Origin of the sequence: uncultured Brevundimonas sp. (assembly GCF_963977465.1) — a bacterium.
Classification (GTDB): Bacteria; Pseudomonadota; Alphaproteobacteria; order Caulobacterales; family Caulobacteraceae; genus Brevundimonas.
Map to the genome: position 1 here is coordinate 486,152 of NZ_CAXBOQ010000001.1, position 22,791 is coordinate 508,942.

Annotated in this window: 21 protein-coding genes; 14 read left to right on the forward strand and 7 right to left on the reverse strand. The window is 66.8% G+C overall.

The features are described 5' to 3' along the window. Positions 1 to 84: 84 nt before the first annotated feature. Positions 85 to 2,376: a fused MFS/spermidine synthase gene (locus AAC067_RS02605; RefSeq protein WP_339929232.1), complete on the forward strand. Its 2,292-nt coding sequence runs from the start codon at positions 85 to 87 to the stop codon at positions 2,374 to 2,376. Here the strand turns inward: AAC067_RS02605 and AAC067_RS02610 are convergent. Beyond that, positions 2,373 to 3,509, reverse strand: a complete 1,137-nt coding sequence (locus AAC067_RS02610) for a bifunctional 2-C-methyl-D-erythritol 4-phosphate cytidylyltransferase/2-C-methyl-D-erythritol 2,4-cyclodiphosphate synthase (protein ID WP_339929234.1) — start codon at positions 3,507 to 3,509, stop codon at positions 2,373 to 2,375. The genes AAC067_RS02605 and AAC067_RS02610 overlap by 4 nt on opposite strands. Positions 3,510 to 3,573: 64 nt before the next feature. Between AAC067_RS02610 and dusB the strand changes: the two genes are divergently transcribed. From dusB to hflX, 6 genes are all read left to right on the forward strand, one after another. Then, a complete protein-coding gene (gene dusB, locus AAC067_RS02615; RefSeq protein ID WP_339929236.1) occupies positions 3,574 to 4,629 on the forward strand; it encodes a tRNA dihydrouridine synthase DusB in 1,056 nt (351 codons plus the stop codon). Beyond that, positions 4,626 to 6,926 carry a PAS domain-containing sensor histidine kinase gene (locus tag AAC067_RS02620; protein WP_339929238.1) on the forward strand — a complete coding sequence of 767 codons (2,301 nt, stop codon included), beginning with the start codon at positions 4,626 to 4,628 and terminating at the stop codon, positions 6,924 to 6,926. Before dusB ends, AAC067_RS02620 begins: the two co-directional genes overlap by 4 nt. 9 nt (positions 6,927 to 6,935) lie before the next feature. After that, complete coding sequence (locus AAC067_RS02625; protein WP_339929240.1) at positions 6,936 to 8,351, forward strand: sigma-54 dependent transcriptional regulator; 1,416 nt, start codon at positions 6,936 to 6,938, stop codon at positions 8,349 to 8,351. Further along, complete coding sequence (locus AAC067_RS02630) at positions 8,348 to 9,211, forward strand: D-amino-acid transaminase (protein WP_339929242.1); 864 nt, start codon at positions 8,348 to 8,350, stop codon at positions 9,209 to 9,211. The genes AAC067_RS02625 and AAC067_RS02630 overlap by 4 nt, the downstream gene beginning before the upstream one ends. A 116-nt stretch (positions 9,212 to 9,327) precedes the next feature. Beyond that, positions 9,328 to 9,573: an RNA chaperone Hfq gene (hfq, locus tag AAC067_RS02635; protein ID WP_339929244.1), complete on the forward strand. Its 246-nt coding sequence runs from the start codon at positions 9,328 to 9,330 to the stop codon at positions 9,571 to 9,573. Continuing rightward, positions 9,574 to 10,887: a GTPase HflX gene (gene hflX / locus AAC067_RS02640; RefSeq protein ID WP_339929246.1), complete on the forward strand. Its 1,314-nt coding sequence runs from the start codon at positions 9,574 to 9,576 to the stop codon at positions 10,885 to 10,887. It abuts the gene before it with no gap. Between the two features lie 112 nt (positions 10,888 to 10,999). On the opposite strand, the gene AAC067_RS02645 is transcribed toward hflX, so the two are convergent. Further along, positions 11,000 to 12,283, reverse strand: coding sequence for a DUF4238 domain-containing protein (locus tag AAC067_RS02645; RefSeq protein ID WP_339929248.1), 1,284 nt, complete (start codon positions 12,281 to 12,283; stop codon positions 11,000 to 11,002). A gap of 115 nt (positions 12,284 to 12,398) precedes the next feature. Here AAC067_RS02645 and AAC067_RS02650 point away from each other — a divergent pair, with 115 nt between their 5' ends. Continuing rightward, complete coding sequence (locus AAC067_RS02650; RefSeq protein WP_339929250.1) at positions 12,399 to 12,992, forward strand: hypothetical protein; 594 nt, start codon at positions 12,399 to 12,401, stop codon at positions 12,990 to 12,992. Positions 12,993 to 13,058: 66 nt separating this feature from the next. On the opposite strand, the gene AAC067_RS02655 is transcribed toward AAC067_RS02650, so the two are convergent. The 3 genes from AAC067_RS02655 to AAC067_RS02665 all read right to left on the reverse strand — a co-directional run bounded on the left by AAC067_RS02655 (position 13,059) and on the right by AAC067_RS02665 (position 15,872). Beyond that, the gene (locus AAC067_RS02655) at positions 13,059 to 13,574 is read right to left on the reverse strand and encodes an HAD family phosphatase (RefSeq protein ID WP_339929252.1); all 516 of its coding nucleotides are present in this window, start codon (positions 13,572 to 13,574) and stop codon (positions 13,059 to 13,061) included. 145 nt (positions 13,575 to 13,719) lie between these two features. Then, positions 13,720 to 14,505, reverse strand: a complete 786-nt coding sequence (mazG, locus tag AAC067_RS02660; protein ID WP_339929254.1) for a nucleoside triphosphate pyrophosphohydrolase — start codon at positions 14,503 to 14,505, stop codon at positions 13,720 to 13,722. Further along, positions 14,502 to 15,872, reverse strand: a complete 1,371-nt coding sequence (locus AAC067_RS02665; RefSeq protein WP_339929256.1) for an MFS transporter — start codon at positions 15,870 to 15,872, stop codon at positions 14,502 to 14,504. The genes mazG and AAC067_RS02665 overlap by 4 nt, the downstream gene beginning before the upstream one ends. Before the next feature lie 160 nt (positions 15,873 to 16,032). Between AAC067_RS02665 and AAC067_RS02670 the strand changes: the two genes are divergently transcribed. Further along, positions 16,033 to 16,917 (forward strand): D-alanyl-D-alanine carboxypeptidase family protein, encoded by an 885-nt coding sequence (locus AAC067_RS02670; protein ID WP_339929258.1) that lies wholly within the window; start codon positions 16,033 to 16,035, stop codon positions 16,915 to 16,917. After that, positions 16,914 to 17,381: a hypothetical protein gene (locus AAC067_RS02675; protein ID WP_339929260.1), complete on the forward strand. Its 468-nt coding sequence runs from the start codon at positions 16,914 to 16,916 to the stop codon at positions 17,379 to 17,381. Before AAC067_RS02670 ends, AAC067_RS02675 begins: the two co-directional genes overlap by 4 nt. A gap of 82 nt (positions 17,382 to 17,463) precedes the next feature. On the opposite strand, the gene AAC067_RS02680 is transcribed toward AAC067_RS02675, so the two are convergent. Both AAC067_RS02680 and AAC067_RS02685 read right to left on the reverse strand, forming a co-directional pair. Then, positions 17,464 to 17,883: a DoxX family protein gene (locus AAC067_RS02680; protein ID WP_339929262.1), complete on the reverse strand. Its 420-nt coding sequence runs from the start codon at positions 17,881 to 17,883 to the stop codon at positions 17,464 to 17,466. A gap of 84 nt (positions 17,884 to 17,967) precedes the next feature. Beyond that, entirely contained in the window at positions 17,968 to 19,524 is a 1,557-nt protein-coding gene (locus AAC067_RS02685; protein WP_339929264.1) for an AMP-binding protein, read from the reverse strand. A gap of 188 nt (positions 19,525 to 19,712) precedes the next feature. Here AAC067_RS02685 and lipA point away from each other — a divergent pair, with 188 nt between their 5' ends. Genes lipA through AAC067_RS02705 form a run of 4 tightly spaced genes read left to right on the forward strand, consistent with a single transcriptional unit; the run spans position 19,713 to position 22,785 of the window. Next, the gene (gene lipA, locus AAC067_RS02690) at positions 19,713 to 20,687 is read left to right on the forward strand and encodes a lipoyl synthase (protein ID WP_339929266.1); all 975 of its coding nucleotides are present in this window, start codon (positions 19,713 to 19,715) and stop codon (positions 20,685 to 20,687) included. A 7-nt stretch (positions 20,688 to 20,694) separates the two neighbouring features. Further along, on the forward strand, positions 20,695 to 21,150 hold the full coding sequence (locus AAC067_RS02695; protein ID WP_339929268.1) for a type II toxin-antitoxin system RatA family toxin: 456 nt from the start codon (positions 20,695 to 20,697) through the stop codon (positions 21,148 to 21,150). Next, entirely contained in the window at positions 21,147 to 22,259 is a 1,113-nt protein-coding gene (locus AAC067_RS02700; protein ID WP_339929270.1) for an NAD(P)/FAD-dependent oxidoreductase, read from the forward strand. Before AAC067_RS02695 ends, AAC067_RS02700 begins: the two co-directional genes overlap by 4 nt. Beyond that, positions 22,252 to 22,785 carry a GNAT family N-acetyltransferase gene (locus AAC067_RS02705; protein WP_339929272.1) on the forward strand — a complete coding sequence of 178 codons (534 nt, stop codon included), beginning with the start codon at positions 22,252 to 22,254 and terminating at the stop codon, positions 22,783 to 22,785. Before AAC067_RS02700 ends, AAC067_RS02705 begins: the two co-directional genes overlap by 8 nt. Positions 22,786 to 22,791 lie beyond the last annotated feature (6 nt).

Consider the following 22,791-nt stretch of genomic DNA (forward strand, 5'->3'; position numbering starts at 1 on the left):
GGGTCTATCCGAAGCGGGCGCGAGTCGGTCTAACGTGGCCCCCGGCCGCCGATCTGTCGACGGGGCCCGTGTGGGGAGGGGCAGATGAGCGACACCGTGATCGACCGGAGCACGGCCCTGCCGATCGCCGACCGCCTGACTCCGTGGCTGTTCGTGGTCGCCATCTTCACCTCGGCTGCGCTGGTGTTCGTGGTCCAGCCGATGGTGACCCGGCTGGTCCTGCCGATGCTGGGCGGGTCGCCGGCCGTCTGGAACACCGCCATGGTCTTCTTCCAGACCGCGCTGCTGGCCGGCTACGGCTATGCCCATCTGCTGCAGAAGGTCGGGTCGATGCGCGTCCAGCTCGGGGTACATCTGGCCCTGCTGCTGGCCGCGGCCATCAGCCTGCCGTTGTCGATCAGTGGCGTGACCGGCGATCCGGATCCGTCCGCCCCCATTCTCTGGCTGCTGGCGACCCTGACGCTGTCGGTCGGCGCGCCTTTCGCCGTCCTGTCGGCCACCGCGCCGCTGCTGCAGGCCTGGTATGCCCGCGTGCGCGCCGGCCATCCCGACGGCAAGAACCCCTACGCCCTGTATGCCGCCTCCAATCTCGGCAGCTTCCTGGCCCTGCTGGCCTATCCGGTGGTGGTGGAGCCGCTGGCCGCCCTGTCGAGCCAGCGCTGGGGCTGGAGCGGAGGCTATCTGCTGTTCGTGCTGATGATCGCCACCCTGGCCGGTGTCGTCTGGTTCCGTCGCGCCGATCGCAGCCTCGAGCCGCCGCGTCTGGTGCGCAGCCCGCCGATCGCCTGGCTGGAGCGGGGCAAATGGGTGCTGCTGGCCGCCGCCCCGTCCAGCCTGATGCTGGGGGTCACCGCCCATCTGTCGACCGATGTGGCCTCGGCGCCGTTCCTCTGGGTCATTCCACTGGCCCTGTATCTGCTGACCTTCGTCATCGCCTTCCAGACCCGGCCGTGGATCCCCCTGCCGATCACCCTGACTGTCGCCGGGGCCCTGGGCGCGGTCTGCGTCAGCTTCACCGCCTTCCGCACCGGGGCCTGGCCGCTGATGTTCGTCCTGCATCTGACGACCTTCTTCTTCCTCGCCCTGATGTGTCACCAGCGCCTGGCCGAACGTCGTCCGCCGCCGGACCGGCTGACCGAATTCTATCTGCTGATGTCGCTGGGCGGAGTCGTCGGCGGGGCCTTCACCGCCCTGCTAGCCCCGGTCATCTTCAACATGGTGTGGGAATATCCGCTGGTGCTGGTGCTGGTCGCCCTGGCCCGCCCGTGGAACCGCGATGAGGTGCGGAAATGGGAGATCCTGACCTTCGTCGGCGCGGTGCTGGTCTGCGCCGTACCGCCGCTGCTGTCGGCCATGTTCCAGGCCGACTGGGACCTGGCCTGGGCCTTCAATCGCCATTTTGACTGGCGCATGGAGCAGTTGACCCAGGTCATCCTGATGGTCGCGATGATCGGGGCCTTCCTGCTGCGCGACCGGACCCCGGCCTATGTCATCCTGCTGGCCCTGATCACCCTGTCGGCCCAGTACATCGCCCGCGGCTATGACTGGAGTTACAGCGAGCGCAGCTTCTTCGGCGTAATGCGGGTGGCCAATGTGCCCGACCCGCGACTGGGCGGCGATGTCCATGTGCTGATGCACGGCACCACCCTGCACGGGGCCCAGGCCCGCGCCCCGGCCTTTGAATGCCGACCGACCCTCTACTATGCGACGACGACCCCGATCGGCCAGGCGACCCAGCTGGTCCAGTCGCGCGGGCCGGGGGCCAATATCGGCGTGGTCGGTCAGGGCTCGGGGGCCATGGCCGCCTACAAGCGGGCCGGCGATCAGATGACCTTCTTCGAGATCGATCCGATGGTCGACCGATTGTCGCGCGACCCCGACTGGTTCACCTACATTTCCCACTGTGCCGCCGGACCGGTACGGACGGTGCTGGGCGACGCCCGGCTGACGATGGCGGACGAACCGGCCGGGACCTATGATCTGCTGATCATCGACGCCTTTTCGTCCGACGCCGTGCCGACCCATCTGCTGACGGTCGAGGCCATCGACGGCTATCTGTCCCTGCTGAAGCCGGACGGGGTGGTGGTGCTGCATCTGTCGAACCGCAACCTCGACATCACCCTGCCGGCCGCCGCCGCGGCACAGGCGCTCGGTGTCGCCAGTCGCCACCGGGTCTATATCGAACCCCGGGACTCACCGGTCATGGCCGAAGCCTCGACTGAAGCCCTGGTGCTGTCGCCGACCGCTGCCGGTCTGGCCGAATTCCGCCCCGACACCGGCTGGCGCACCCTGGCGGATTCCCCGGTGCGACCGTGGACCGACGACTACGTCAATCTGTTCGGGGCCATGGTCCGGGGCATGGGCGGCGGGCGCTAGACGGGGAGGGTGATCGTCGCCAGCGCCTGGGCAGCCAGACCTTCGCCACGGCCGGTAAAGCCCATGGCTTCGGTCGTCGTCGCCTTGACGCTGACCGCATCGAGCGGCAGCGACAGCAGATCGACAAGGCGTTCGCGCATGGCCTGCCGGTGCGGCTTCACCTTGGGTCGCTCGCAGATCAGGGTCACGTCGACATTGACCAGCTGCCCGCCCCGCGCGGTCAGTCGTTCAACGGCGTAGGTCAGGAACCGGTCGGAGGACGCACCCTTCCACTGCGGATCGGTCGGCGGGAAATGGTCGCCGATGTCGCCGTCACCCATGGCCCCCAGAATGGCGTCGGTCAGGGCATGCAGTCCGGCGTCGGCGTCGGAATGGCCGATCAGGGTCTGGTCATGCGCGATCTCGACTCCACACAGCCACACCGAACTGCCCGGGCCCCAGCGATGGGCGTCGAAGCCCTGACCGACGCGGGTCTGGCGGGTGATCATCGTCTCGGCCATGGCGAAATCCTCGGGATAGGTCAGCTTCGTCAAGCGCGCGTCGCCGGCGACCAGCCGCACGCGCCCACCGGCGCGCTCAACGGCGCTGGCCTCGTCGGCCGGTCCGGGCGCTTCTGTCCAGCCGGCGCAGGCGTCGACCAGGGTGCGATAACGGAAGGCCTGGGGAGTCTGGGCCCGCCACAGGCCGTCACGTTCGACCGCGCCGCTGACGAAACCGTCGTCGCCGCGACGCAGACTGTCAGCCACGGGCAGGGCGGGCAGGGCCCCGTCAGCCCCCTCCAGACCCGCCAGCACCCGGTCGATCACGGCCCGGTCAAGAAAGGGACGGGCGGCATCATGCACCAGCACCGAGCGATCGTCGGGGCCGCCCAGCGCCTCCAGCCCGTTGCGCACGGACCCGGCACGACTGTCGGCCCCGGTCGCGGTGCGCCAGCCTTCAAGGCCGGACAGGGCATCCGCAGCGGCGGACTCAGCCCCCGCAGCCACCACCACGACCACGTCCTCGGCCCCCGCCGCCAGCAGGGCCTCGACCGACCAGCGCAGCACCGGCTTGCCGCCCAGCGACCGCCACTGCTTGTTGCCCCCGGCCCGGGAAGCCGTCCCGGCGGCCACGACGATCGCTGCAAATGTCATGGCCGCCTTCTAAGCGCCCAACTCGGCCTTGACGAGAGGGGCCTCAACCGGTGTCAGGGAGCGGATGCGTACAGGACTTCAGATCGGCGACGTTTCGGTACCCGGGCGGGTGCTGATGGCCCCCATGACCGGAATCACCGATCTGCCCTTCCGGCAGCTCGCCTCGCGGCTGGGTGCGGCCTATGTCGCGACCGAGATGGTGGCCGCCGCCGAACTGGCCCGGGCCCGGCCCGATGTCGTGCGTCGCGCCGCCGTGGGCGAGGGGTTGCCGCTGACCGTGATCCAGCTGGTTGGCCGCGATCCGACGGCCATGGCCGAGGGTGCCCGCATGGCCGAGGCGGCCGGGGCCGACATCATCGATCTGAATTTCGGCTGCCCGGCCAAGGAGGTCACCGGTGCCGCCTGCGGTTCGGCCCTGATGCGCACGCCCGACCTGGCCTGCCGGTTGATGGAGGCTGCGGTTCAGGCCACCAGCCGTCCGGTCACGGTCAAGATGCGGCTGGGCTGGGACGACACCAGTCGCAACGCCGCCGAACTGGCCCGACGGGCCGAGGGGCTCGGCGTCAGGGCCGTGACCGTCCATGGCCGCACCCGCAAACAGTTCTATACCGGCGTGGCCGACTGGACGGCGGTCGGCGAGGTCAAGGCCGCGGTAGCGATCCCGGTCATCGTCAACGGCGACATCCTGACCGTGCAGGACGCGCGCGACGCCCTGGCGCAGTCGGGCGCTGACGGGGTGATGCTGGGTCGTGGCGTCTATGGTCGTCCGTGGCTGGCGGCCCATCTGGAACGGGCCCTGGCCGACGGCACGGTGCTGGATGAACCGGGTCGCGAGGCACGGCTCAAGATCGTCATCCAGCATCTACGCGCCTCGGCCGCCTTCTACGGCCTGCCGCTGGGGCTGAAGATGTTCCGCAAACATCTGGGCTGGTACATTGAACAGGCCCCGTGGCCGGTGGACCCGCTCGAGCGCCGCGCCGCCAAGGCCCGCCTGTGCCGGCTGGACGATCCGACCGCGGTCGAACTGGCCCTGACCGAGCTATGGCGCACAGAAGTGGTTCATATCCGCAACTCTGCTGTTGATCCTGCGCCACAGTTGGTCGAAGCTGGAGGGCTATGAGCACCCCGCCGCAAATCCTGTCGGACAAGGACACCGGAAACTCGTTCCGGAGCCCAGCCCTGCTGACCGGCTGGCTGTCGCAGAAACGCAGCCGCACCCTGTTTGCCGCGGCCTATATCATCGCCTTCCTGATCACCGCCGCCGCCATCTGGCTGGTGGCCGTGGCCCCCGGCGGCAGCGGCAGCCCCGAAGAGGGCGGAGCGCGCGCCGTCGCCGGCCATGCCGTCCTCTACATTCTGATCGGCAATTTCCTGCTGATCGCCGGGCTGGCCGCCGTCGTCGGCCGTCGGGTGCTGCTGGTGGTGCGCAATCGCCGCGATGCGGGTGCGCGCCTGCATCTTCGCTTCGTTACCCTGTTTTCCCTGGTGGCCGTGGTTCCGGCCATTCTGATCGCCCTGGTGTTCGGGGTTCTGGTCAATCGCGGCGTCGACCAGTGGTTCAGCCAGAACGTCCAGGCGGCGGTCGAGAACGGGGCCAACATCGGCCGCGCCTATGTCCGCGACGTCAGCCTGCAGGTGGAATCGGACCTTGAGGTCATCTCGAACGAGCTGTCGGCACCCGAGGCACGCTCCCGCTTTCCCTACCGGATCGAGTTTTCCGAGATCCTGGCCCAGATCGCCGATCTGTTCGGCTATCCGGCGCTCTACATCCTCGACGGACAGGGGCAGGTACTGGCGCAGGGCGAACTGTCGGGCGCGCCCCCCTACCTCGCACCCTCGCAACAGGACCTCGAACAGGCGGCGCAGGGAGAGACCGCCCCGATCAATGTGACGGAAAACCCGGACACCATTCGCACCCTCTATCCGCTACCGGAATACGGCGACGCCTATCTCTATCTGGTGCGTCCGATGCAGCCCGGCTTGATCGCCCAGATGCGCAACGGCGAGGAATCGATCATCGCCTATCGCGAGGCCGAGGAAAGCCGGGCCCGGATCCAGACCGCCTTTGCCCTCAGCTATCTCGAGACCGCCCTGCTGGTGCTGGTCGGGGCGGTGTGGCTGGGCATGTCGGCGGCGGGCGCGATCTCGGCGCCGATCGGGCGGCTGGTCAAGGCGGCGGACCGGGTCGCCGGCGGCGATCTGACGGCCCGGGTCAATTCCGAAGGCGACCCCGGCGAAATCGTCGTCCTGTCCCAAGCCTTCAACCGCATGACCGAGGACCTGCAGGCCCAGCAGGCGGCGCTGAAGGCGGCCAGCGAGGAGGCCCAGGGGCGCAGCCGCTTCATCGAGACCGTGCTGTCCGGCGTCTCCGCCGGGGTCATCGGCCTCGATCGCCGGGGGCGGATCTCGGCCGTCAACGACAGCGCCGTCCAGCTGCTGGGCATCGACGCCCCGACCGTTCACGGCAAGCCTCTGGCCTCGATCTCGCCGGAGCTTAGCGATCTGGTCAAACGCGCCGAGGCCCATATCGAGGAAGACATCGACGTCACCCGCGACGGCGAGACCCGTCGCCTGCGCGTGCGTATCGAGGGCGGCCTGGGCGGCGAGATGGTGCTGACCTTCGACGACATCACCCGGCTGGTCACGGCCCAGCGCAACGCCGCCTGGCGCGACGTGGCCCGTCGCATCGCCCATGAGATCAAGAACCCCCTGACCCCGATCCAGCTGTCGGCAGAGCGGCTGCGACGCAAATACCGCTCGCAGGTGGTCGACGATGTCGAGGTCTTCGACCGCTGTACCGAGACCATCATCCGTCAGGTCGGGGATATCGGCCGGATGGTCGACGAATTCTCATCCTTCGCCCGGATGCCCGCGCCGCGCTTCACCACCGAGAACCCGGCCGAACTGCTGCGCGAGGCGGTGTTCGCCCAGCGTGTCGCGGCCCCCGACATCGAGGTCGACATCGTCGACCCGCTGCCGCGCGCGCCGCTTCAGGGCGACGGCCGGATGATCGGCCAGGCCTTGACCAACATCCTCAAGAACGCCGGCGAGTCGGTGGCGGCGCGACGCGAGCGCGACCCGCGCCCCGACGATGACAAGACCCCCGGCGTGATCGCCCGGCTCGAGATCGAGGACGGTATCGCCAGCTTCATCATCGAGGACGACGGCGTCGGCCTGCCGGCCAAGGACCGGGACCGGTTGACCGAACCCTATGTAACGACGCGCGAGAAGGGCACCGGCCTCGGCCTGGCCATCGTCAAGCGCATCTGTGAGGACCACGGCGGCGAGCTGAAATTGGCCGACGCCGACCAACTGGGCGGCGCGCGTGTCTGCCTGACCTTTCCCCTGAAACCGACCGGCGCCGCCGGGGACCGGAAGGCGGGCTCACGCCCGTCCACCGCCCCTGCGGCCGAATAGCGAGGCGTCATGAGATCCACGGGAGCCGACATTCTTGTCGTCGACGACGAGGCTGACATCCGGGAACTGGTGTCCGGCCTGCTGGAAGACGAGGGCCATGCGGTCCGCATTGCCGCCAACTCCGACGAGGCCCTGGCCGCGATCCGGGCCCGAAAGCCGTCGCTGGCCCTGCTCGACATCTGGATGCAGGGCGGTGGGCTGGACGGGCTGGAGCTGCTCGACATCATCAAGGAGCTGGATCCGGACCTGCCGGTGGTGATGATCTCCGGCCACGGCAATATCGAGACCGCGGTCAGCGCGCTGAAGCGCGGGGCCTATGACTTCATCGAGAAGCCATTCAAGTCCGACCGTCTGGTGGTGGTGATCGAACGGGCGCTGGAAGCGGCGACGCTGAAGCGCGAGAACAAGCGGCTGCGCGCCCAGGTGATGACCCCGGCGGGACTGATCGGTCGGTCGGCCGCGGCCCAGACCCTGCGCACCACCATCACCAAGGTCGCCCCGGCCAACAGCCGGGTGTTGATCTCAGGCCCGCCCGGCGCGGGCAAGGAGCTGGTCGCGCGCCAGATCCACGAGGCCAGCGCCCGGGCCCGGGCCGAGTTCGTGGCCATCTCGGCCGCCGGCATGACCCCGGAACGGCTGGACCTTGAACTGTTCGGAGAAGAGGGGGTCGACGGCCGTCCCCGCAAGATCGGCGTGTTCGAACGGGCCCATAACGGCACCCTGTATCTGGATGACGTCGGCGACATGCCGCGCGAAAGCCAGAGCCGCATCTTGCGGGTCCTGGTCGAGCAGCGCTTCCGCCGGGTCGGCGGCGAACAGGACGTCCAGGTCGATGTCCGCGTCGTCACCTCGACCTCGCGCGACCTGAAGCTGGAGATCGATGCCGGGCGCTTCCGCGAAGACCTGTTCCACCGGCTCAATGTCGTGCCGATCCGGGTGCCGCCACTGTCGGAACGGCGCGAGGATATCAGCGAGCTGATCGACTATTTCATCGACACCCTGTGCAGTTCCCAGGGCCTGCCGCGCCGCCGCCTGGGTGACGACGCCATCGCCGTGCTGCAGGTCCATCCGTGGCCGGGCAACGTCCGTCAGCTGCGCAACAACATCGAGCGGCTGCTGATCCTGGCCACCGGCGACGTCAGCGAACCGATCACCGCCGACATGCTGCCGCCCGAGGAAAGCAACAACGCCGCGGGCGCGACCATGGGGGCAGAGCGGATCATCGCCCTGCCGCTGCGCGAGGCGCGTGAGGTGTTCGAGCGTGAATATCTGGCCGCCCAGATCATGCGCTTTGGCGGCAATATCTCGCGCACGGCCGGCTTCATCGGCATGGAACGGTCGGCGCTGCACCGGAAACTGAAATCGCTGGGCGTGTCGCCGTCACGGGGCGGGGACGACGAGGTTGAAGGACCGACCGAACCATGAGCCGCGTCGCCTATGTCAACGGCGCCTATGTGCCGCACGGCCAGGCCGTGGTCCACGTCGAGGACCGCGGCTTCCAGTTCGCCGACGGCGTCTATGAGGTCTGGTCCGTGTTCGACGGTCGGCTGGCCGATTTCGACGGTCACATGACCCGTCTGGGGCGCAGCCTGACCGAGCTGCGCATCGACGTGCCGATGACCCGCGACGCCCTGACCCGGGTGCTGAAGGAGACGGTGCGCCGCAATCGCGTCCGCAACGGCATCGTCTATCTGCAGGTCACCCGTGGCACCGCCCGGCGCGACCATCCGTTTCCGCCCGAGGGCACGCCGCCCAGCGTCATCGTCACCGCGCGGTCGATGAGTGCCGTCAAGGCCGAGGCCCAGGCCGACAAGGGCGTCGCCGTCATCACCCAGCCCGACATCCGCTGGGGCCGTTGCGACATCAAGACCGTGGGCCTGCTGCCCAACATCCTGGCCAAACAGGCCGCCCGCGACCGCGGGGCCTATGAGGCCTGGTTCGTCGACGACATGGGTCTGGTCACCGAGGGCTCATCGACCAATGCCTGGATCGTCGACGAGCACGGCAAGCTGCGCACCCGCGACACCCAGGCCAATATCCTGCGCGGCATTACCCGTGCGGCGATCCTGGATCTGGTTGAACAGGAGAAGATCGAACTCGACGAACGCCCGTTCAGCGTCGACGAGGCCAAACGGGCGCGTGAGGCCTTCCTCACCGCCGCCGGAGCCTTCGTCATGCCCGCCATCTCGATCGACGGCATCACCATCGGCGACGGCACCCCGGGGCCGGTCACGCGCAAACTGCGGGCCCTGTATCTTGAACAGGCGAAGCGCGAGGCCATCTAGAGACCAGGGGACGGTTGCCCGGCGGCGAAGGCGCCGTCTAGGGTAGGCGGTCGACGTCGATCCGACCCGTGTCGCTCCCCCGACCGGCCAACAATCAAGAACAGGAACAACCTGACATGCCTCAAGAAAAGCGCCAGAACCTGCAGGACACCTTCCTCAACACCGTGCGCAAGACCAAGACCCCGCTGACCATCTTCCTGGTCAATGGCGTCAAACTTCAGGGCATCGTGACCTGGTTCGACAATTTCTGCGTCCTGCTGCGCCGCGATGGCCAGTCGCAACTGGTCTACAAGCACGCCATTTCCACCATCATGCCCGCTGCGCCCGTCACCATGTACGAGCCCGAGGCCGACGAAGACTGATTGACCCAGAAATTCATTGATCACACCGTCCCGCTGATCCGGGCGGTCGTCATTCACCCCGAACGCACCGGTGCCGGCGCGGACGACAGTCCGCGTCTGGCCAGCGAACGGCTGGAAGAAGCGGCAGGCCTGGCCCGGGCGCTGGACCTCGACGTGCGCGCCGAGGAGATCGTCAACCTGCGCCGCATCACGCCCGCCACCCTGTTCGGCTCGGGCAAGGTCGAGGAACTGGCCGCCCTGGTCCGCGCCGCCGAGGCCGAGGCCGTGGTCATCGACGACGACCTGACCCCGGTGCAGCAGCGCAATCTGGAAAACGCGCTGGACGCCAAGGTCATCGACCGCACCGGCCTGATCCTCGAGATCTTCGGCCGCCGCGCCCGCACCAAGGAAGGCCGGCTGCAGGTCGAACTGGCGCGGCTGGACTATGAGAAGTCGCGGCTGGTCCGCACCTGGACGCACCTGGAACGCCAGCGCGGCGGCACCGGCTCGACCGGCGGCCCCGGCGAGACCCAGATCGAACTGGACCGCCGCCTGATCGCCGACGGTATCGTCAAGCTCAAGGTCGAGCTGGACGAGGTGCGCCGCACCCGCGGCCTGCACCGCAAGGCCCGCAAGAAGGTGCCGTTCCCGACCGTGGCCCTGGTCGGCTATACCAATGCCGGCAAGTCGACCCTGTTCAATCGCCTGACCGGCTCGGACGTGGTGGCCAAGGACCTGCTGTTCGCCACCCTCGACACCACCCAGCGCACCATCCGCCTGCCGCAGGGCCGCCCGGCCATCGTCGCCGACACGGTCGGCTTCATCTCCGACCTGCCGCACGAACTGGTCGAGAGTTTCCGCGCCACGCTGGAAGAGGTCGGCGAGGCCGATCTGATCCTGCACGTGCGCGATATCGCGTCCCCCGACAGCGAGGCCCAGGCGAAGGACGTCGAGGCCGTGCTGAAACAGATCCCGACGCCCGAGGGTAAGACCCGGCGCATGCTGGAGGTCTGGAACAAGACCGACCTGCTCGACCCCGAGACCCGCGAGGCCGTCCTCGGCCAGGCCGACCGCCTGCGCGCCCAGGGCAAGGCCGTCGCCGTCTCGGCCTGGACCGGGGAGGGGATCGAACCCCTGCGCCAGACCATCGCCGACCTGATCGACGACGACCCCGAGACCGAACTGATCCTGCTCCCCGCCCAGGGCGAGGCCCTCGCCTGGCTCTACGAAAACGGCCGCGTCACCGGCCGCGAGACCGACGCCGAGGGGCGGACGCATGTCGTGGTGCGGTTACACCCGGCGGCGCTGGGGCGGTTTGAGCGGCAGTTCGGGTAGACTCCAGAAACCCTCTCCCGGCGGGAGAGGGGACGCGGCGGCCTGACCCGCACGCCATCGGACCGTTCGAGCAGCGTTCGGGAAACCGGGACGCTAGCGAGAAGCGGGCTGCCTACACTGCGTTGCTCTTGGAGTTTTTCATGAGTTGGCGTCGACGCTGCCTTTCACCCGGCCGCTTCAGATACTCTGCGTCTAGCCGCAATGCTCGCTCAAAACTTTCCGGCCATTCCTCTGTTAGCTGTTCAGCTCGCCCAAATCGATGCGTCCGACACCTGTAGGATCGACCAAACATCGCGGACCATTCTGCTTGGAAGCGGTACAAAGCCTTCGTCTCGGTTTCTTCCCTTTTTGCGTCTTCGTAAGCCGCTTCCCACGGACGATGACGATAGGGCCCCCAAGCCTCCGAGCGGCCATTATCCCACCCCGCCACAACGCTTCCGCCCATGTGAAGATGCCTCGGATCAGGCATCAGAAGATAGCCATTCCCAAGTTTTCGCCAGTGGTCGCAAGTCAGAGACAGTTCAGGATATAGCCAATCCTGTTCTGCCGCTGCGATGTAGCGATGCGCTCGCCGCTTGATGATATAGTTTATCTCTAAGACTTCTTCTTCCGTGAGCATGCGACCAGTTTGAACATCCATCATGTTGAATATGGTGTTCCGCATGAGCCTCTCGTTGGGCCCCATCCTGGTTGCCGATTGATATGGGTTTCTGACCCACGCCATGTTGGTCAGAATGAGTATTTTCTCAATCGTCAACGGAAATATGGTGTGCGTTCCGACTAGGCGGACGTCTGGATCATTTGGAAATCTGCAAGCTGACGAATTTGGGAAGCAATCTCGATTGTAGATCGTGACCGGGTTGTCCGAGACGATGAATTTGGTCGGGGATTGACTTGCATCTGCAACTTGCCAAACGCAATCCGTCCATATTGCGCCGAATAGATTCTGATAGTCCTGCAATACGCGCATCGTAATGTTTCGATGGACGCTGCCAGTCATCGATTCGAGCCAGGCCAATCCTTTTGGCGTTCGGAGTTTCTGAACGCTCAAATATCGGATAAAGTCCTGAAATGATGTATGTGTCTCGTCCCTAATGCTATAGTCCGCAAATACTGAAACAGCCTCTTTTCCGGCTGAGTCTAGACCGCCGAAAAAGAAGCGTTCGATGTCAACATTCTCAATTCCACCCCATCGGGTCGTATAGAGGTCATCCTGAACAAAACACCTTTCCGGCCCCCAATGGAGCAGGGCTTTGCGCGTCCATCTGTGTCCGTTTTGGGTTCGTTCTTCTGGTGCCAAGTCCAAATAGTGGAACTTCGACTGTCCAGTTCTCATAAAGTTTCGCTGATACCACTCAGGGACATAGTGGTTTCGATGATAACCCTCGTTTATCATTCGCCTTGGTCTTTCTCTTATCGGCAACTAATATTCGGTGGATTTTCGCGAGAAAGCTAGCGATGCGGAATGGCCCCCGACCGCTTCTGACGTCGCCGCATGCCAGACTGCCCGCATGACCTCCGACACCCAGATCAACCCCGCCGACCTCGACGGTCTTGGCGGCAACATGTGGGACCACGCCCGGCGGGAATATCTCTCGGGGGTGAAGGCGACGACCGTGTGCCAGCGCTACGGCATGTCGCTCAGCTCGTTCCGGCTGCATGCGCGGGCCGGGGGCTGGCGGCGCATGGACCAGGCCGCCTGCGACGTCCCGCCCGAAGCCGGCGAATACCACCCGGATGACGATGTCAGTTTCGCCGACCTCGCCGACGAGGCCTTCCTCAACATCCGCCGCGCCCTGGGCATGGGCCGCGCGTCGGAGGCCTCGACCTGGATGCGCGTCTACGACCGGCTCGCCGACCGCGCCCGCGCCCAGGTCATGGCCGACCTGCCCGACGTGGCACCGCCCCGGCTCGAGTCCCGTCACGAACCGCTGAGACTGGTCGCAACCGAAGACACGACCGTCAATGATTTGAATGTCGTGCCCGAACATCCTGACATCGAACCCCAGGAGTTGGACGCCTTGCACCCGGTTTTTCCGGAGTCCAATTCGCCCTCCGAATCCCTTCTCCCGGTGGGAGAAGGTGGCCGCGCAGCGGACGGATGAGGGTCGGCCCTGACCGTCGGCGAAGCCGTCGCAGGGACGTCGGACACAGCCGACCCTCACCCCGACCTACGGACCATCCAGCAGCGCCGTAACGCCCGCATAGTCATCGACCACATGATGTGCCCCCGCCGCGTGCAGACGATCGGCATGACCGTCACGGATATGACCGCCGGCGCACAGTCCGACGACCGTCATCCCCGCGGCAACGCCGGCTCTGACGCCGGTCGGCGTATCCTCGATCACCAGGGCACGGGACGGATCAACCGCCATAACCGCAGCGGCATGCAGGAACAGGTCCGGGTGGGGTTTGCCCCGCTTAACGTGCACCGCGGCGCTGAAGATGGGACCGTTGAAGGACGTCGCCACACCGAACCGGGCCAGGCCCATTTCGATCCAGCCGACCGGGCTCGACGAGGCGATGCAGCGCCGTTCCCGACGCGACGCGAGAAAATCAGTGAACCCGGGACGGGCTGCAGTTCGGCCGCGGCACGGTCGTGGCAGCGCCGGGTCCATTCGCCATGCACGTGGTCGGGACAGGGCCCGCCCAGTCGTTCCTCGACCAAGGGCAGACAGTCGAGCCATCGCTTGCCCATATAGGTCGCCAGGGCGTCATCCAGACTGGTGGTGAGACCGGTCTCGGTCAGCAGGTCGGCCAGCACCTGATTGTTGAGCAGTTCGCTGTCAGCGACGACCCCGTCGTAGTCGAAGACGATCAGGTCGTATCGGCTCACCCCCGCTCCGCCACCTTCGCCGCGTTCCATAGCCGGTCCATCTCGGCCAGGTCCGACTGCTCCGGCGACCGCCCGTCCTTGGCCAGTTCGGCCTCGATAAAGCCGAAGCGGCGGATGAATTTGGCGTTGGTGCCGCGCAGGGCGTCCTCGGGTTCGACGCCCAGCTTGCGCGCCAGGTTGGCGACGACGAACAGCAGGTCGCCCATCTCGGCCCGGGCCTTGTCGAGGTCACCGGCGGCGATCTCGGCGCGCAGTTCGGCCACCTCCTCATGCAGCTTGTCGAACACCTGATCGGTCGAGGGCCAGTCGAGGCCGACGCGGGCGGCCCGCTTGGTCAGCTTCACCGCCCGGGTCAGGGCCGGCAGGCCGACGGGCACGTCATCCAGCACCCCGTGCTGGGCCTTCGCCTTGCGCTCCCCGGCCTTGATGTCTTCCCAGCGCATCTTCTGGGCCGCCCCGCTCATCTTCGGATCCTCGTCGCCGAACACATGCGGATGGCGGCGGGTCAGCTTGTCGGCGATGGCCTCGACCACGTCGTCGAACACGAACAGCCCGGCTTCCTCGGCCATGCGGGCATGAAACACGACCTGGAACAGCAGGTCACCCAGTTCGGACTTCAGATCATCCCAGTCCCCGCGCTCGATGGCGTCGGCCACCTCATAGGCCTCCTCGACCGTGCAGGGGGCGATGGTGGCGAAGGTCTGCTCCACGTCCCACGGACAGCCGCCGTCGGGATTGCGCAGGGTGCGCATGATGCCATTCAGCCGGTCGATCGGGCTCATGTCGCCGCTCCGTCGCGGGCTTCCAGCGCCTTGCGGATCTCGTCATGCCGCGCTGGCGTCAGCGGATACCCTTTCAGCACCAGCGCCGCCGCCGCCAGCAGCAGGCCGGGCACCAGGATGAACAGCACCTGCAGCGTCAGCAGCGAAGACTCGCTGTTGCCGGCGATCCCGGGCAGGGCGCGGAACCCGACCCACTGCAGGATCAGATAGGGGATCAGGGCCACGACATGGCCAATCTTGGTGGTGGCCGACAGGATCGAGAACATCAGGCCGGTCCGGTCTACGCCCGTGTCCAGCCGGATCTCGTCGCCGGCGTCCGCCATCATCGCCCGCAGCAGGAACAGGCCCGCCGCATAGGGCAGGCCGGCGATGAACATGGCGACGGCGGTCAGGGCGAAATTGCCGCCCGGAACCAGCGTCGCGCCGATGTAGAAGACGGCGAAGATCAGGCTGGCCACGGCCAGCGCCTTGTCCTTGCCGATCTTGGTCGCCAGCCAGGCCCAGAACGGCGCCCCGACCAGTCCGGCCATGAAATAGAACAGCATGAACAGCGAGGCCTCGGTGTGGTCATAGCCCTTCACCTGGCCGAAGAAGAAGAACAGCAGCGAGCCGGTGATGCCCGGTGCCACGCCCAGCAGCAGGTCGGCGAACAGCAGCTTGCGCACCGTCTTCTTGGTGAACAGCGCCAGATAGGCGCGCGGTCCGCCATGCGGGGCGGCCCCGGCATTGACCGGTTCTGGCACCACGAACATGGCCAGACCGATGGTGACGGGCAGGGCGATCATGATGGCCCAGCCCATGATGCGGACACCGTCGGCGTAGTCGCCGATGCCGGTCCTCACCACGATGGTCGGCAGCACCAGAATCAGGATCACCCCGATGATGTTGAATACCTGCCACCAGCCATAGACCCGGCTGCGCTGGTCATATTGCGGGGCCAGCACCGAAGCCCAGCCCAGCTGACCCAGGGTGCCGATCGAGAAGCCGAGGTAGAGCACCAGCAGCCAGCCGAACAGATAGACCGGGCCGGCTCCCGGCTGGACCACCACAAACATCATCAGGGCCGACAGCATCAGGATCGGCGTCGACAGCACCATCCACGGCCGGTAGCGGCCGAACCGCGTCCGGGTCCGGTCCATGCCCCAGCCGATGAAGGGATCGAACAGGATGTCGATCAACCGCACGGCCATGAACACGCCCGCGACCACACCCAACTCCAGCCCGACATGGGTGGCGTAGAACTCCGGCAGGGTCACCGGCAGGGCCACGCCGAAGGCCGCCAGCGGCAGACAGGGGCCGGAGAAGGCCGCCAGCACCGCATTGGAACGGCGGGGCGCTGCGGGTGCGGACGAAACGGCGTCGGTCATACGGGGCCAGGGGCGATCCGGCCCGAGTCGGCCGTGCCCTCACCATGCCAGTTTTTCAGTCCGACATGACCCCGGGAAATTGCGCGGAACCGTCTGGCGGCCGGGCAAGGAATCGGACCGGTGACTTGCCCCCGGCGCGTGGCTGGGGCTTGCTGTCACCATGTCCCTGCGTCTGATCCTGATCGTTCTGCTGACCGTCACAGGAATAGTGGCCGCAGCGCCGGCCCACGCCCGGGACACAGGGTCCGAAGGCGCGACCATCTGCGACACGCCCACGAGCTGGTACGAGCCAGCCGCAGCCAATGCGATCTCCTACTATTCGCTGGAATGGGCCCCGTTCGGTCAGACGGAATGGGGCTGGGAAACCTATCTACCGCTGATCCAGCAGGAGCTGGCGACCGGCTGCGGGGCGGGGACCCCGGCCTTCGCCGTCGCCCTGGCGGACTTCCAGAGCCGCTACAACCTGCCCGCCACCGGCCTGTTCGACCTGGCTACCTTCCAGGTGTTCAAGGGGGTGTGGCAGGAGCGTCGTCCCTTCGTCATGGCCCGCTTTACCGGCGGCGGAGCCTGCCCCGAGCCGCCGCCGCTGAACCAGCTGGGCTATCTGGTGACCGAAGAGGAACACGCCGACCGCCTGACCCGGCTGCTGCGCCGCGACACCCTGGCCGCCTATCGCGCCATGGTCGCCGCGGCCCGGGCCGAAGTGCCCGACATGGCCGACGACCCCGAACTGCTGCAGATCTTCTCCGGCTTTCGCGATCCCGAGGCTGACGCCGCCCGCTGTGCCGTCGACAACAATTGCGACGGCGTCCGCCGCGCCGCCTGTTCGCCCCACCGCACCGGCACGGCGGTCGACCTCTATGTCGGCCAGATCATCGGTCTCGGTGTCGATTCCACCATACCCGCCAGCCGCCTGCACATGACCCGCGGGGCCACCTATCGCTGGCTGGTCCGCAATGCCGGCCGCTTCGGCTTCGTGCCCTATGTCTATGAGCCTTGGCACTGGGAGTGGACCGGTCGCCCGACCGCCGGAGCCCATCCGTGATCCGCGGCCTGACCCCCGGTGAAGCCGCCCTGGCGCTGGAGGTGTTCGGCGACGCCCTTGATCCTGCCCGGGTTCGCATCCTGGCGGCACCCTGGCCCTTTGTCCGCGCCTTCGTGGCCGGGCGCTGGTTCGGCCGCGACTGGATCATCTGGCCGCGCCGGACCCTGCCCGATGACCTGGCCCTTGGCCCGCTGTTTCGCCAGGCGACGCTGGTGCATGAACTGGCCCACGTCTGGCAAGTCGCCAGAGGGGTAAACCTGCTGACCGGCAAGCTGCGGGCAGGGGATCGTCCGGCGGCTTACGAATACCCGATGGATGCGGGCTGCGATTGGGACGCCCTCAACATCGAACAGCAGGCGATGATCATTGAACATCGCTTCCGTCTGTCGCGCGGTGGCAGCGTTCCGGCCGAGCGCGCCTTCTACGACCGTATCTGTCCGCTGGCCCACCGCATGGAAATCTGAATCCGTCCGCCGGCGGCGTCCGGGCCCTTTCCCGGACGCCCGGACGACCGCGGCCGTCCGGGGTGGGATCGGAATCGGCTGATCAGAAGCGGCGGCGCTGCGACGGCAGGTGGTGGTCCAGCGCCCATGCGCCGGGTCCGGCGAAGACCAGATACAGGAAGACCCAGCAGTACAGGGCCGCAAGCTCCCCCTGGTTGACCAGCGGGAAGAAGGAGGCTCCGCCGAACTGCCAGTGGAACTGGACGAAGGCCACGGCCATCATGCCGGACAGGATGAAGGCGACCGGACGGGTGAACAGGCCCAGCACGATCAAGGCCCCGCCGACCAGCTCCAGCACGCCGCCGATGCCCATCTGGCTGGCGATATTGAACGGGCCCATGGCCTCGGCCGGGAAGCCGAATATCTTCTGGGCCCCGTGCTGCATGAACATCAGGCCGGCAACGATGCGCAGACCGGACAGCACCTTGGGCGCGTGACCGTCAAATCGGGAGAACAGGCTCATGGCGTCGTGTCCTTGGAAATGCGGCCGGTTGGCCAGCTGGCCGCCATACTGCAACCTGAGCTGTAGCCGTCAACCGTTCGACGATCAGGCAGCCTGGGCCTCGGCCTCGACGAGCTTCTGAATGCCGACATAGTCCGTCTTGCCCGTGCCCAACACCGGAACCTCGGCCAGGCGCAGGATCTTCTTCGGCACCGCCAGGTCCGGGGCCCCATGTTCGCGCGCCCATTGACTGAGCCGGGCGCTCTCGGCGTCCATCCGGTCGGTCACCAGCACCAGTTTTTCGCCCTTGCGACTGTCAGGAATGGAGATCACGGCATGGCGCGATTCCGGCCACACCGCCGCCGCCAGGCCCTCGACCGCCGCCAGTGAAACCATCTCGCCCCCAATCTTGGCGAAGCGTTTGACCCGCCCGAGAATGCAGACATAGCCGTCGGCGTCGATGTCGACGATATCGCCCGTATCGTGCCATCCACCGCTCAGCGGTTCGATCACGCGGGGATCGTCGGGGGACATATAGCCCCGCATGACATTGGGTCCGCGCACGAACAGACGGCCGCCGCCGGTGATGCCCTCGACCGGCTCGGTGCGCCATTCCAGTCCGGGCAGCATCTGGCCGACACTGCCGGGACGATTGCGGTCTGGATGGTTGACCGCCACAACCGGTGCCGCTTCGGTCGCGCCATAGCCCTCCAGCAGCTTCACGCCGCCGAACTTGGTGTTGAAGAGATGATGGGTCTCGTCCCGCACCCGTTCGGCACCGGCAACGACGAACTGCAGGGTCGCGAAATCGTCCGGCCCGGCGACGCGGGCATACTGGTTCAGGAAGGTGTCGGTCGCGAACAGGATCGACGCCTTCACCTGGGGCAGCAGCTCGACGATCTGTTTGGCGTGCAGCGGTGACGGATACTGGAACGCCTTCATTCCCGTCAGCACCGGCAGCAGCACGCCGCCCGTCAGGCCGAAACAGTGGAAGGTCGGCAGCGGGTTGAACACCACCCAGTCGGGGTTCAGCGCGATATGACCAGCGACCTGACGCACGTTCGACACCAGATTGGACTGGCTCAGGACCACCCCCTTTGGCGCACCGAAGCTGCCGGAGGTGAACAGAACCACGCCGGGCTCCGAAGGCGCGGTTTCGGTCCGGAAATGGTTCGGAAAAATCCCCGCCATCAGGCCGAACAGCTTGTCCTGCAGACCGACGGTTTTGCGCAGATCATCCAGCCAGACAATCTCGGTCACGGTCGCCAGATCATCGATCAGCGGCTCGAGCTTGGCCTGGGTGACGAAACGCCGCGCCGACAGGACACGCTTGACCCCAGACGCCTTGATGGCGGCCTTCAGATTGCGCTCACCCGAAGTGAAATTGAGCATGACCGGCACCCGGCCATAGGCGTGCAGACCAAAGAAGGTCACGACCACCCCGGCGCTGGACGGCAACAGGATACCGACCCGCTCGCCCGACTCGGTGAAGGCCGCGATCTTGCGGCCCAGTACGAAGGCGGCCCGGATCAGGCCGGTATAGGTGAGGGGATTACGATCCTGGTCCTCCAGGATCTCCTTGTCGCCGAACCGCTCTCGCGCCGCGATAAGGGCGTCGAAGATGGGTTCTTCGCTCGCCTCGGGGGTCAGGGCAGCCCGCAAGCACTTCCTCCTTCAGAGGGCAGGAGGCCCCCTCGTGTTCATTGCGCCGGAGCCTAGAACCGACGCAGGGGATTGAAAAGGTGTGTTACGATGCGTGACCCGGCAAGGTCGAACCGACCGACACCTTGCCATCCGGGGCCGGAAAGACGACATAGCGGCTTCACCCACAGGAGCCTGCGACGCCCTCGATGGTCACTCTCATCGACACCCTGACCAAGACCCCCGCCGAGCTTCGCCATCCGGAGAAGCAGAATCGGCCGGAGAGCGCGGTGCTGCGCAAGCCCGACTGGCTGCGGGTCAAGGCCCCGGGTTCGGGTCAGTACAATGCCACCAAGGCTATCGTGAAAGACAAGGGTCTGGTCACCGTCTGCGAAGAGGCGGCCTGCCCCAATATCGGCGAGTGCTGGAGCCAGAAGCACGCCACCCTGATGATCATGGGCGACACCTGCACGCGGGCCTGTGCCTTCTGCAACGTCAAGACGGGCCTGCCGCAGCCACTTGACCCGGAAGAACCGGGCAAGGTCGGTCTGGCCGTGGCCCAACTGGGTCTGAACCATGTGGTGATCACCAGCGTCGACCGCGATGATCTGGCCGACGGCGGGGCGACTCATTTCGCCGAGGTCGTGCGCCAGATCCGGCTGCAGGCCCCGAACACCACGATCGAAATCCTGACGCCCGACTTCCTGCGCAAGGACGGCGCGCCTGAGGTGATGATCGACGCCACCCCGGACGTGTTCAACCACAACCTCGAGACCGTGCCGCGGCTGTATCTGAAGATTCGGCCGGGGGCCCGCTACTTCAACAGCCTGCGCCTGCTGCAGATGGTCAAGGAACGCGACCCCAACCAGTTCACCAAGTCGGGCATCATGGTCGGCCTGGGCGAGACCAAGGAAGAGGTCATGCAGGTGATGGACGACATGCGTTCGGCCGGCGTCGACTTCATCACCATCGGCCAGTACCTGCAGCCCACGCGCAAGCATGCCGCCATCGACCGGTTCGTGACCCCGGACGAGTTCAAGGCCTATGAGGCGATTGCCCGGGCCAAGGGCTTCCTGATGGTATCGTCCAGCCCGCTGACGCGCAGTTCGCACCACGCCGGCGACGATTTCGCCCGACTGCGTAGCGCCCGCATGGCCCAATCTCCGTCATTGGCCGGACGCTGAACCGGACTTGGCCGTCCATCGCGTCACCCGCATCCTGCCCTATGCGCCCGACCAGCTGGCCGAGCTGGTCGCCGACGTCCCGGCCTATCCCGACTTCGTCAAATGGGTCACCGCCATGCGCGTCTGGAACCGACGCGATGAAGCCCCCGGCGTCACCGTCCTGGACGCCGAGGCCCAGGTCGGGTTTTCCTTTCTGACCGAGCGGTTCTCGACCTGGGTCCGGCATGACCGGACGGTCCCGTCGGTCGAGGTCGGCCTGATCCGCGGTCCGTTCCGGCACCTTAAGAACCGCTGGATCTTCCATCCCGACCCCAAGGGCACACGGCTGGAGTTCACCATCGACTTCGCCTTCAAGTCTCCAATCCTGAACGCCATGCTTAACGCCAATTTCGACCGCGCGGTCTCCGCCCTGATCGGCAGCTTCGAGGCCGAGGCCAAACTGCGCTATGGAGCGAAACCATGAGTTTCGATTTCGACGCCACCGTGATCGGGGCCGGGGCCGTCGGCCTCGCTTGCGGCCGGGCTCTGGCGCGACGGGGTCTGACCGTGCTGGTGCTCGAACAGGCCCCGCACATCGGTCAGGGCGTGTCCTCGCGCAATTCCGAGGTCATCCACGGCGGCCTCTACTATCCGACCGGGTCACTGAAGGCCCGGTTCTGCGTCGAGGGCCGCCGCGCCCTTTATGATTTCCTCGAAAGCCGCAAGGTCGACTACCGAAAATGCGGAAAGCTGGTCGTGGCAACGGAGGAGGGGGAGGTCGCGCGGATCGAGGCCATCTTCCAGCAGGCCACGATCAATGGGGTCGAGGGCCTGGCTCATCTGAGCGGGGCCGAGGCCAGGGCGCTGGAACCCGGGCTGAACGCCCACGCCGCCATTTTGTCGCCAGAGAGCGGCGTGTTCGACAGCCACGGCTATATGTCGGCGCTGGAGGGCGAGATCGGGGACGCGGGCGGTTCGGTCGTGGTCGCGACCCCGTTCGAACGGGCCGAACCCCTACCGGGCGGCGGCTTCACCATCACGGCGGGCGGGGAGGGCGGGGCGACCCTGACCACCCGTCTGCTGGTTACGGCGGCCGGGCTGCAGGCCCAGGCCGTAGCTGCGCGCATCGACGGCTATCCGGCCGAGCACATTCCGACCGGCCATTTCGGCAAGGGCGTGTATTTCCGCCTGACCGGCAAGGCCCCGTTCGAGCGGCTGATCTATCCGCCGCCGATCGCCGGGGCCCTGGGCACCCACTATCGCAAGGACCTGGGCGGGCAGGCTGTGTTTGGGCCAGACCTCGAGTTCGTGGAGACCGAAGACTATTCGGTCGACCCGGCCAAGGCAGATGTCTTCGCCCACTATATCCGTCGCTTCTGGCCCGGCCTGCCGGACGGGGCGCTCAGCGCCGACTACGCCGGCATCCGGCCCAAACTGCATGGCGCGGGGGCGACCCAGCCCGATTTCCAGCTGTACGGGTCTGAGGTACACGGGCTGGACGGGCTGATGGCCCTGTTCGGCATCGAGAGCCCCGGCCTGACGAGTTCGCTGGCCATCGGCGAGGCCGTGGCGGCTCGGCTGCTTGATGACTGAGACCCTCACGTTCGCCGAGGCGACAGTCGACGACCTGCCGGAACTGCATACCCTGGTGCACGGAGCCTATCGCGGCGACAGCGCCCGGCGCGGCTGGACCCATGAGGCGGACCTGCTGGACGGCCAGCGCATCGACCGGCCCTCGCTCGAGGCGGCGCTGGTTGATCCGACCCAGCTGATCCTGCTGACACGGCAGACCGGCGTTCTGACCGGCTGCGTCCAGATCAGCGACCGCGGCGACGGCCTGGCCTATCTGGGCATGTTGTCGGTCGATCCCGCCCGGCAGGCCGCCGGACTCGGGCGTCGGCTGGTTGCGGCAGCCGAGGTCGCGGCGCGCGACCAATTCGGTGCTGCCCGCATGGAGATGACCGTCATCGTCCAGCGCACCGAACTGATCGCCTGGTACCAGCGGCTCGGCTATGTCCGCACCGGCGAAACCCGGCCGTTTCCGGCCACGGACCCGCGTTTCGGCCTGCCGCGCCGTGACGATCTGGCGTTCACCGTTCTAGCCAGATCACTGCCTTGACCGGCC

Bases quoted from the DNA above. Each gene is read 5' to 3' on its own strand.
- AAC067_RS02605 (WP_339929232.1), top strand. From the start codon at position 85: ATGAGCGACACCGTGATCGACCGGAGCACGGCCCTGCCGATCGCCGAC.
- AAC067_RS02650 (WP_339929250.1), top strand. From the start codon at position 12,399: ATGACCTCCGACACCCAGATCAACCCCGCCGACCTCGACGGTCTTGGC.
- AAC067_RS02620 (WP_339929238.1), top strand. From the start codon at position 4,626: ATGAGCACCCCGCCGCAAATCCTGTCGGACAAGGACACCGGAAACTCG.
- hfq (WP_339929244.1), top strand. From the start codon at position 9,328: ATGCCTCAAGAAAAGCGCCAGAACCTGCAGGACACCTTCCTCAACACC.
- mazG (WP_339929254.1), bottom strand. From the start codon at position 14,505: ATGAGCCCGATCGACCGGCTGAATGGCATCATGCGCACCCTGCGCAAT.
- AAC067_RS02705 (WP_339929272.1), top strand. From the start codon at position 22,252: ATGACTGAGACCCTCACGTTCGCCGAGGCGACAGTCGACGACCTGCCG.
- AAC067_RS02630 (WP_339929242.1), top strand. From the start codon at position 8,348: ATGAGCCGCGTCGCCTATGTCAACGGCGCCTATGTGCCGCACGGCCAG.
- AAC067_RS02655 (WP_339929252.1), bottom strand. From the start codon at position 13,574: ATGGCTCGACTGTCTGCCCTTGGTCGAGGAACGACTGGGCGGGCCCTG.
- AAC067_RS02625 (WP_339929240.1), top strand. From the start codon at position 6,936: ATGAGATCCACGGGAGCCGACATTCTTGTCGTCGACGACGAGGCTGAC.
- AAC067_RS02670 (WP_339929258.1), top strand. From the start codon at position 16,033: ATGTCCCTGCGTCTGATCCTGATCGTTCTGCTGACCGTCACAGGAATA.
- AAC067_RS02700 (WP_339929270.1), top strand. From the start codon at position 21,147: ATGAGTTTCGATTTCGACGCCACCGTGATCGGGGCCGGGGCCGTCGGC.
- dusB (WP_339929236.1), top strand. From the start codon at position 3,574: ATGCGTACAGGACTTCAGATCGGCGACGTTTCGGTACCCGGGCGGGTG.
- AAC067_RS02665 (WP_339929256.1), bottom strand. From the start codon at position 15,872: ATGACCGACGCCGTTTCGTCCGCACCCGCAGCGCCCCGCCGTTCCAAT.
- AAC067_RS02645 (WP_339929248.1), bottom strand. From the start codon at position 12,283: ATGATAAACGAGGGTTATCATCGAAACCACTATGTCCCTGAGTGGTAT.
- lipA (WP_339929266.1), top strand. From the start codon at position 19,713: ATGGTCACTCTCATCGACACCCTGACCAAGACCCCCGCCGAGCTTCGC.
- AAC067_RS02610 (WP_339929234.1), bottom strand. From the start codon at position 3,509: ATGACATTTGCAGCGATCGTCGTGGCCGCCGGGACGGCTTCCCGGGCC.
- AAC067_RS02680 (WP_339929262.1), bottom strand. From the start codon at position 17,883: ATGAGCCTGTTCTCCCGATTTGACGGTCACGCGCCCAAGGTGCTGTCC.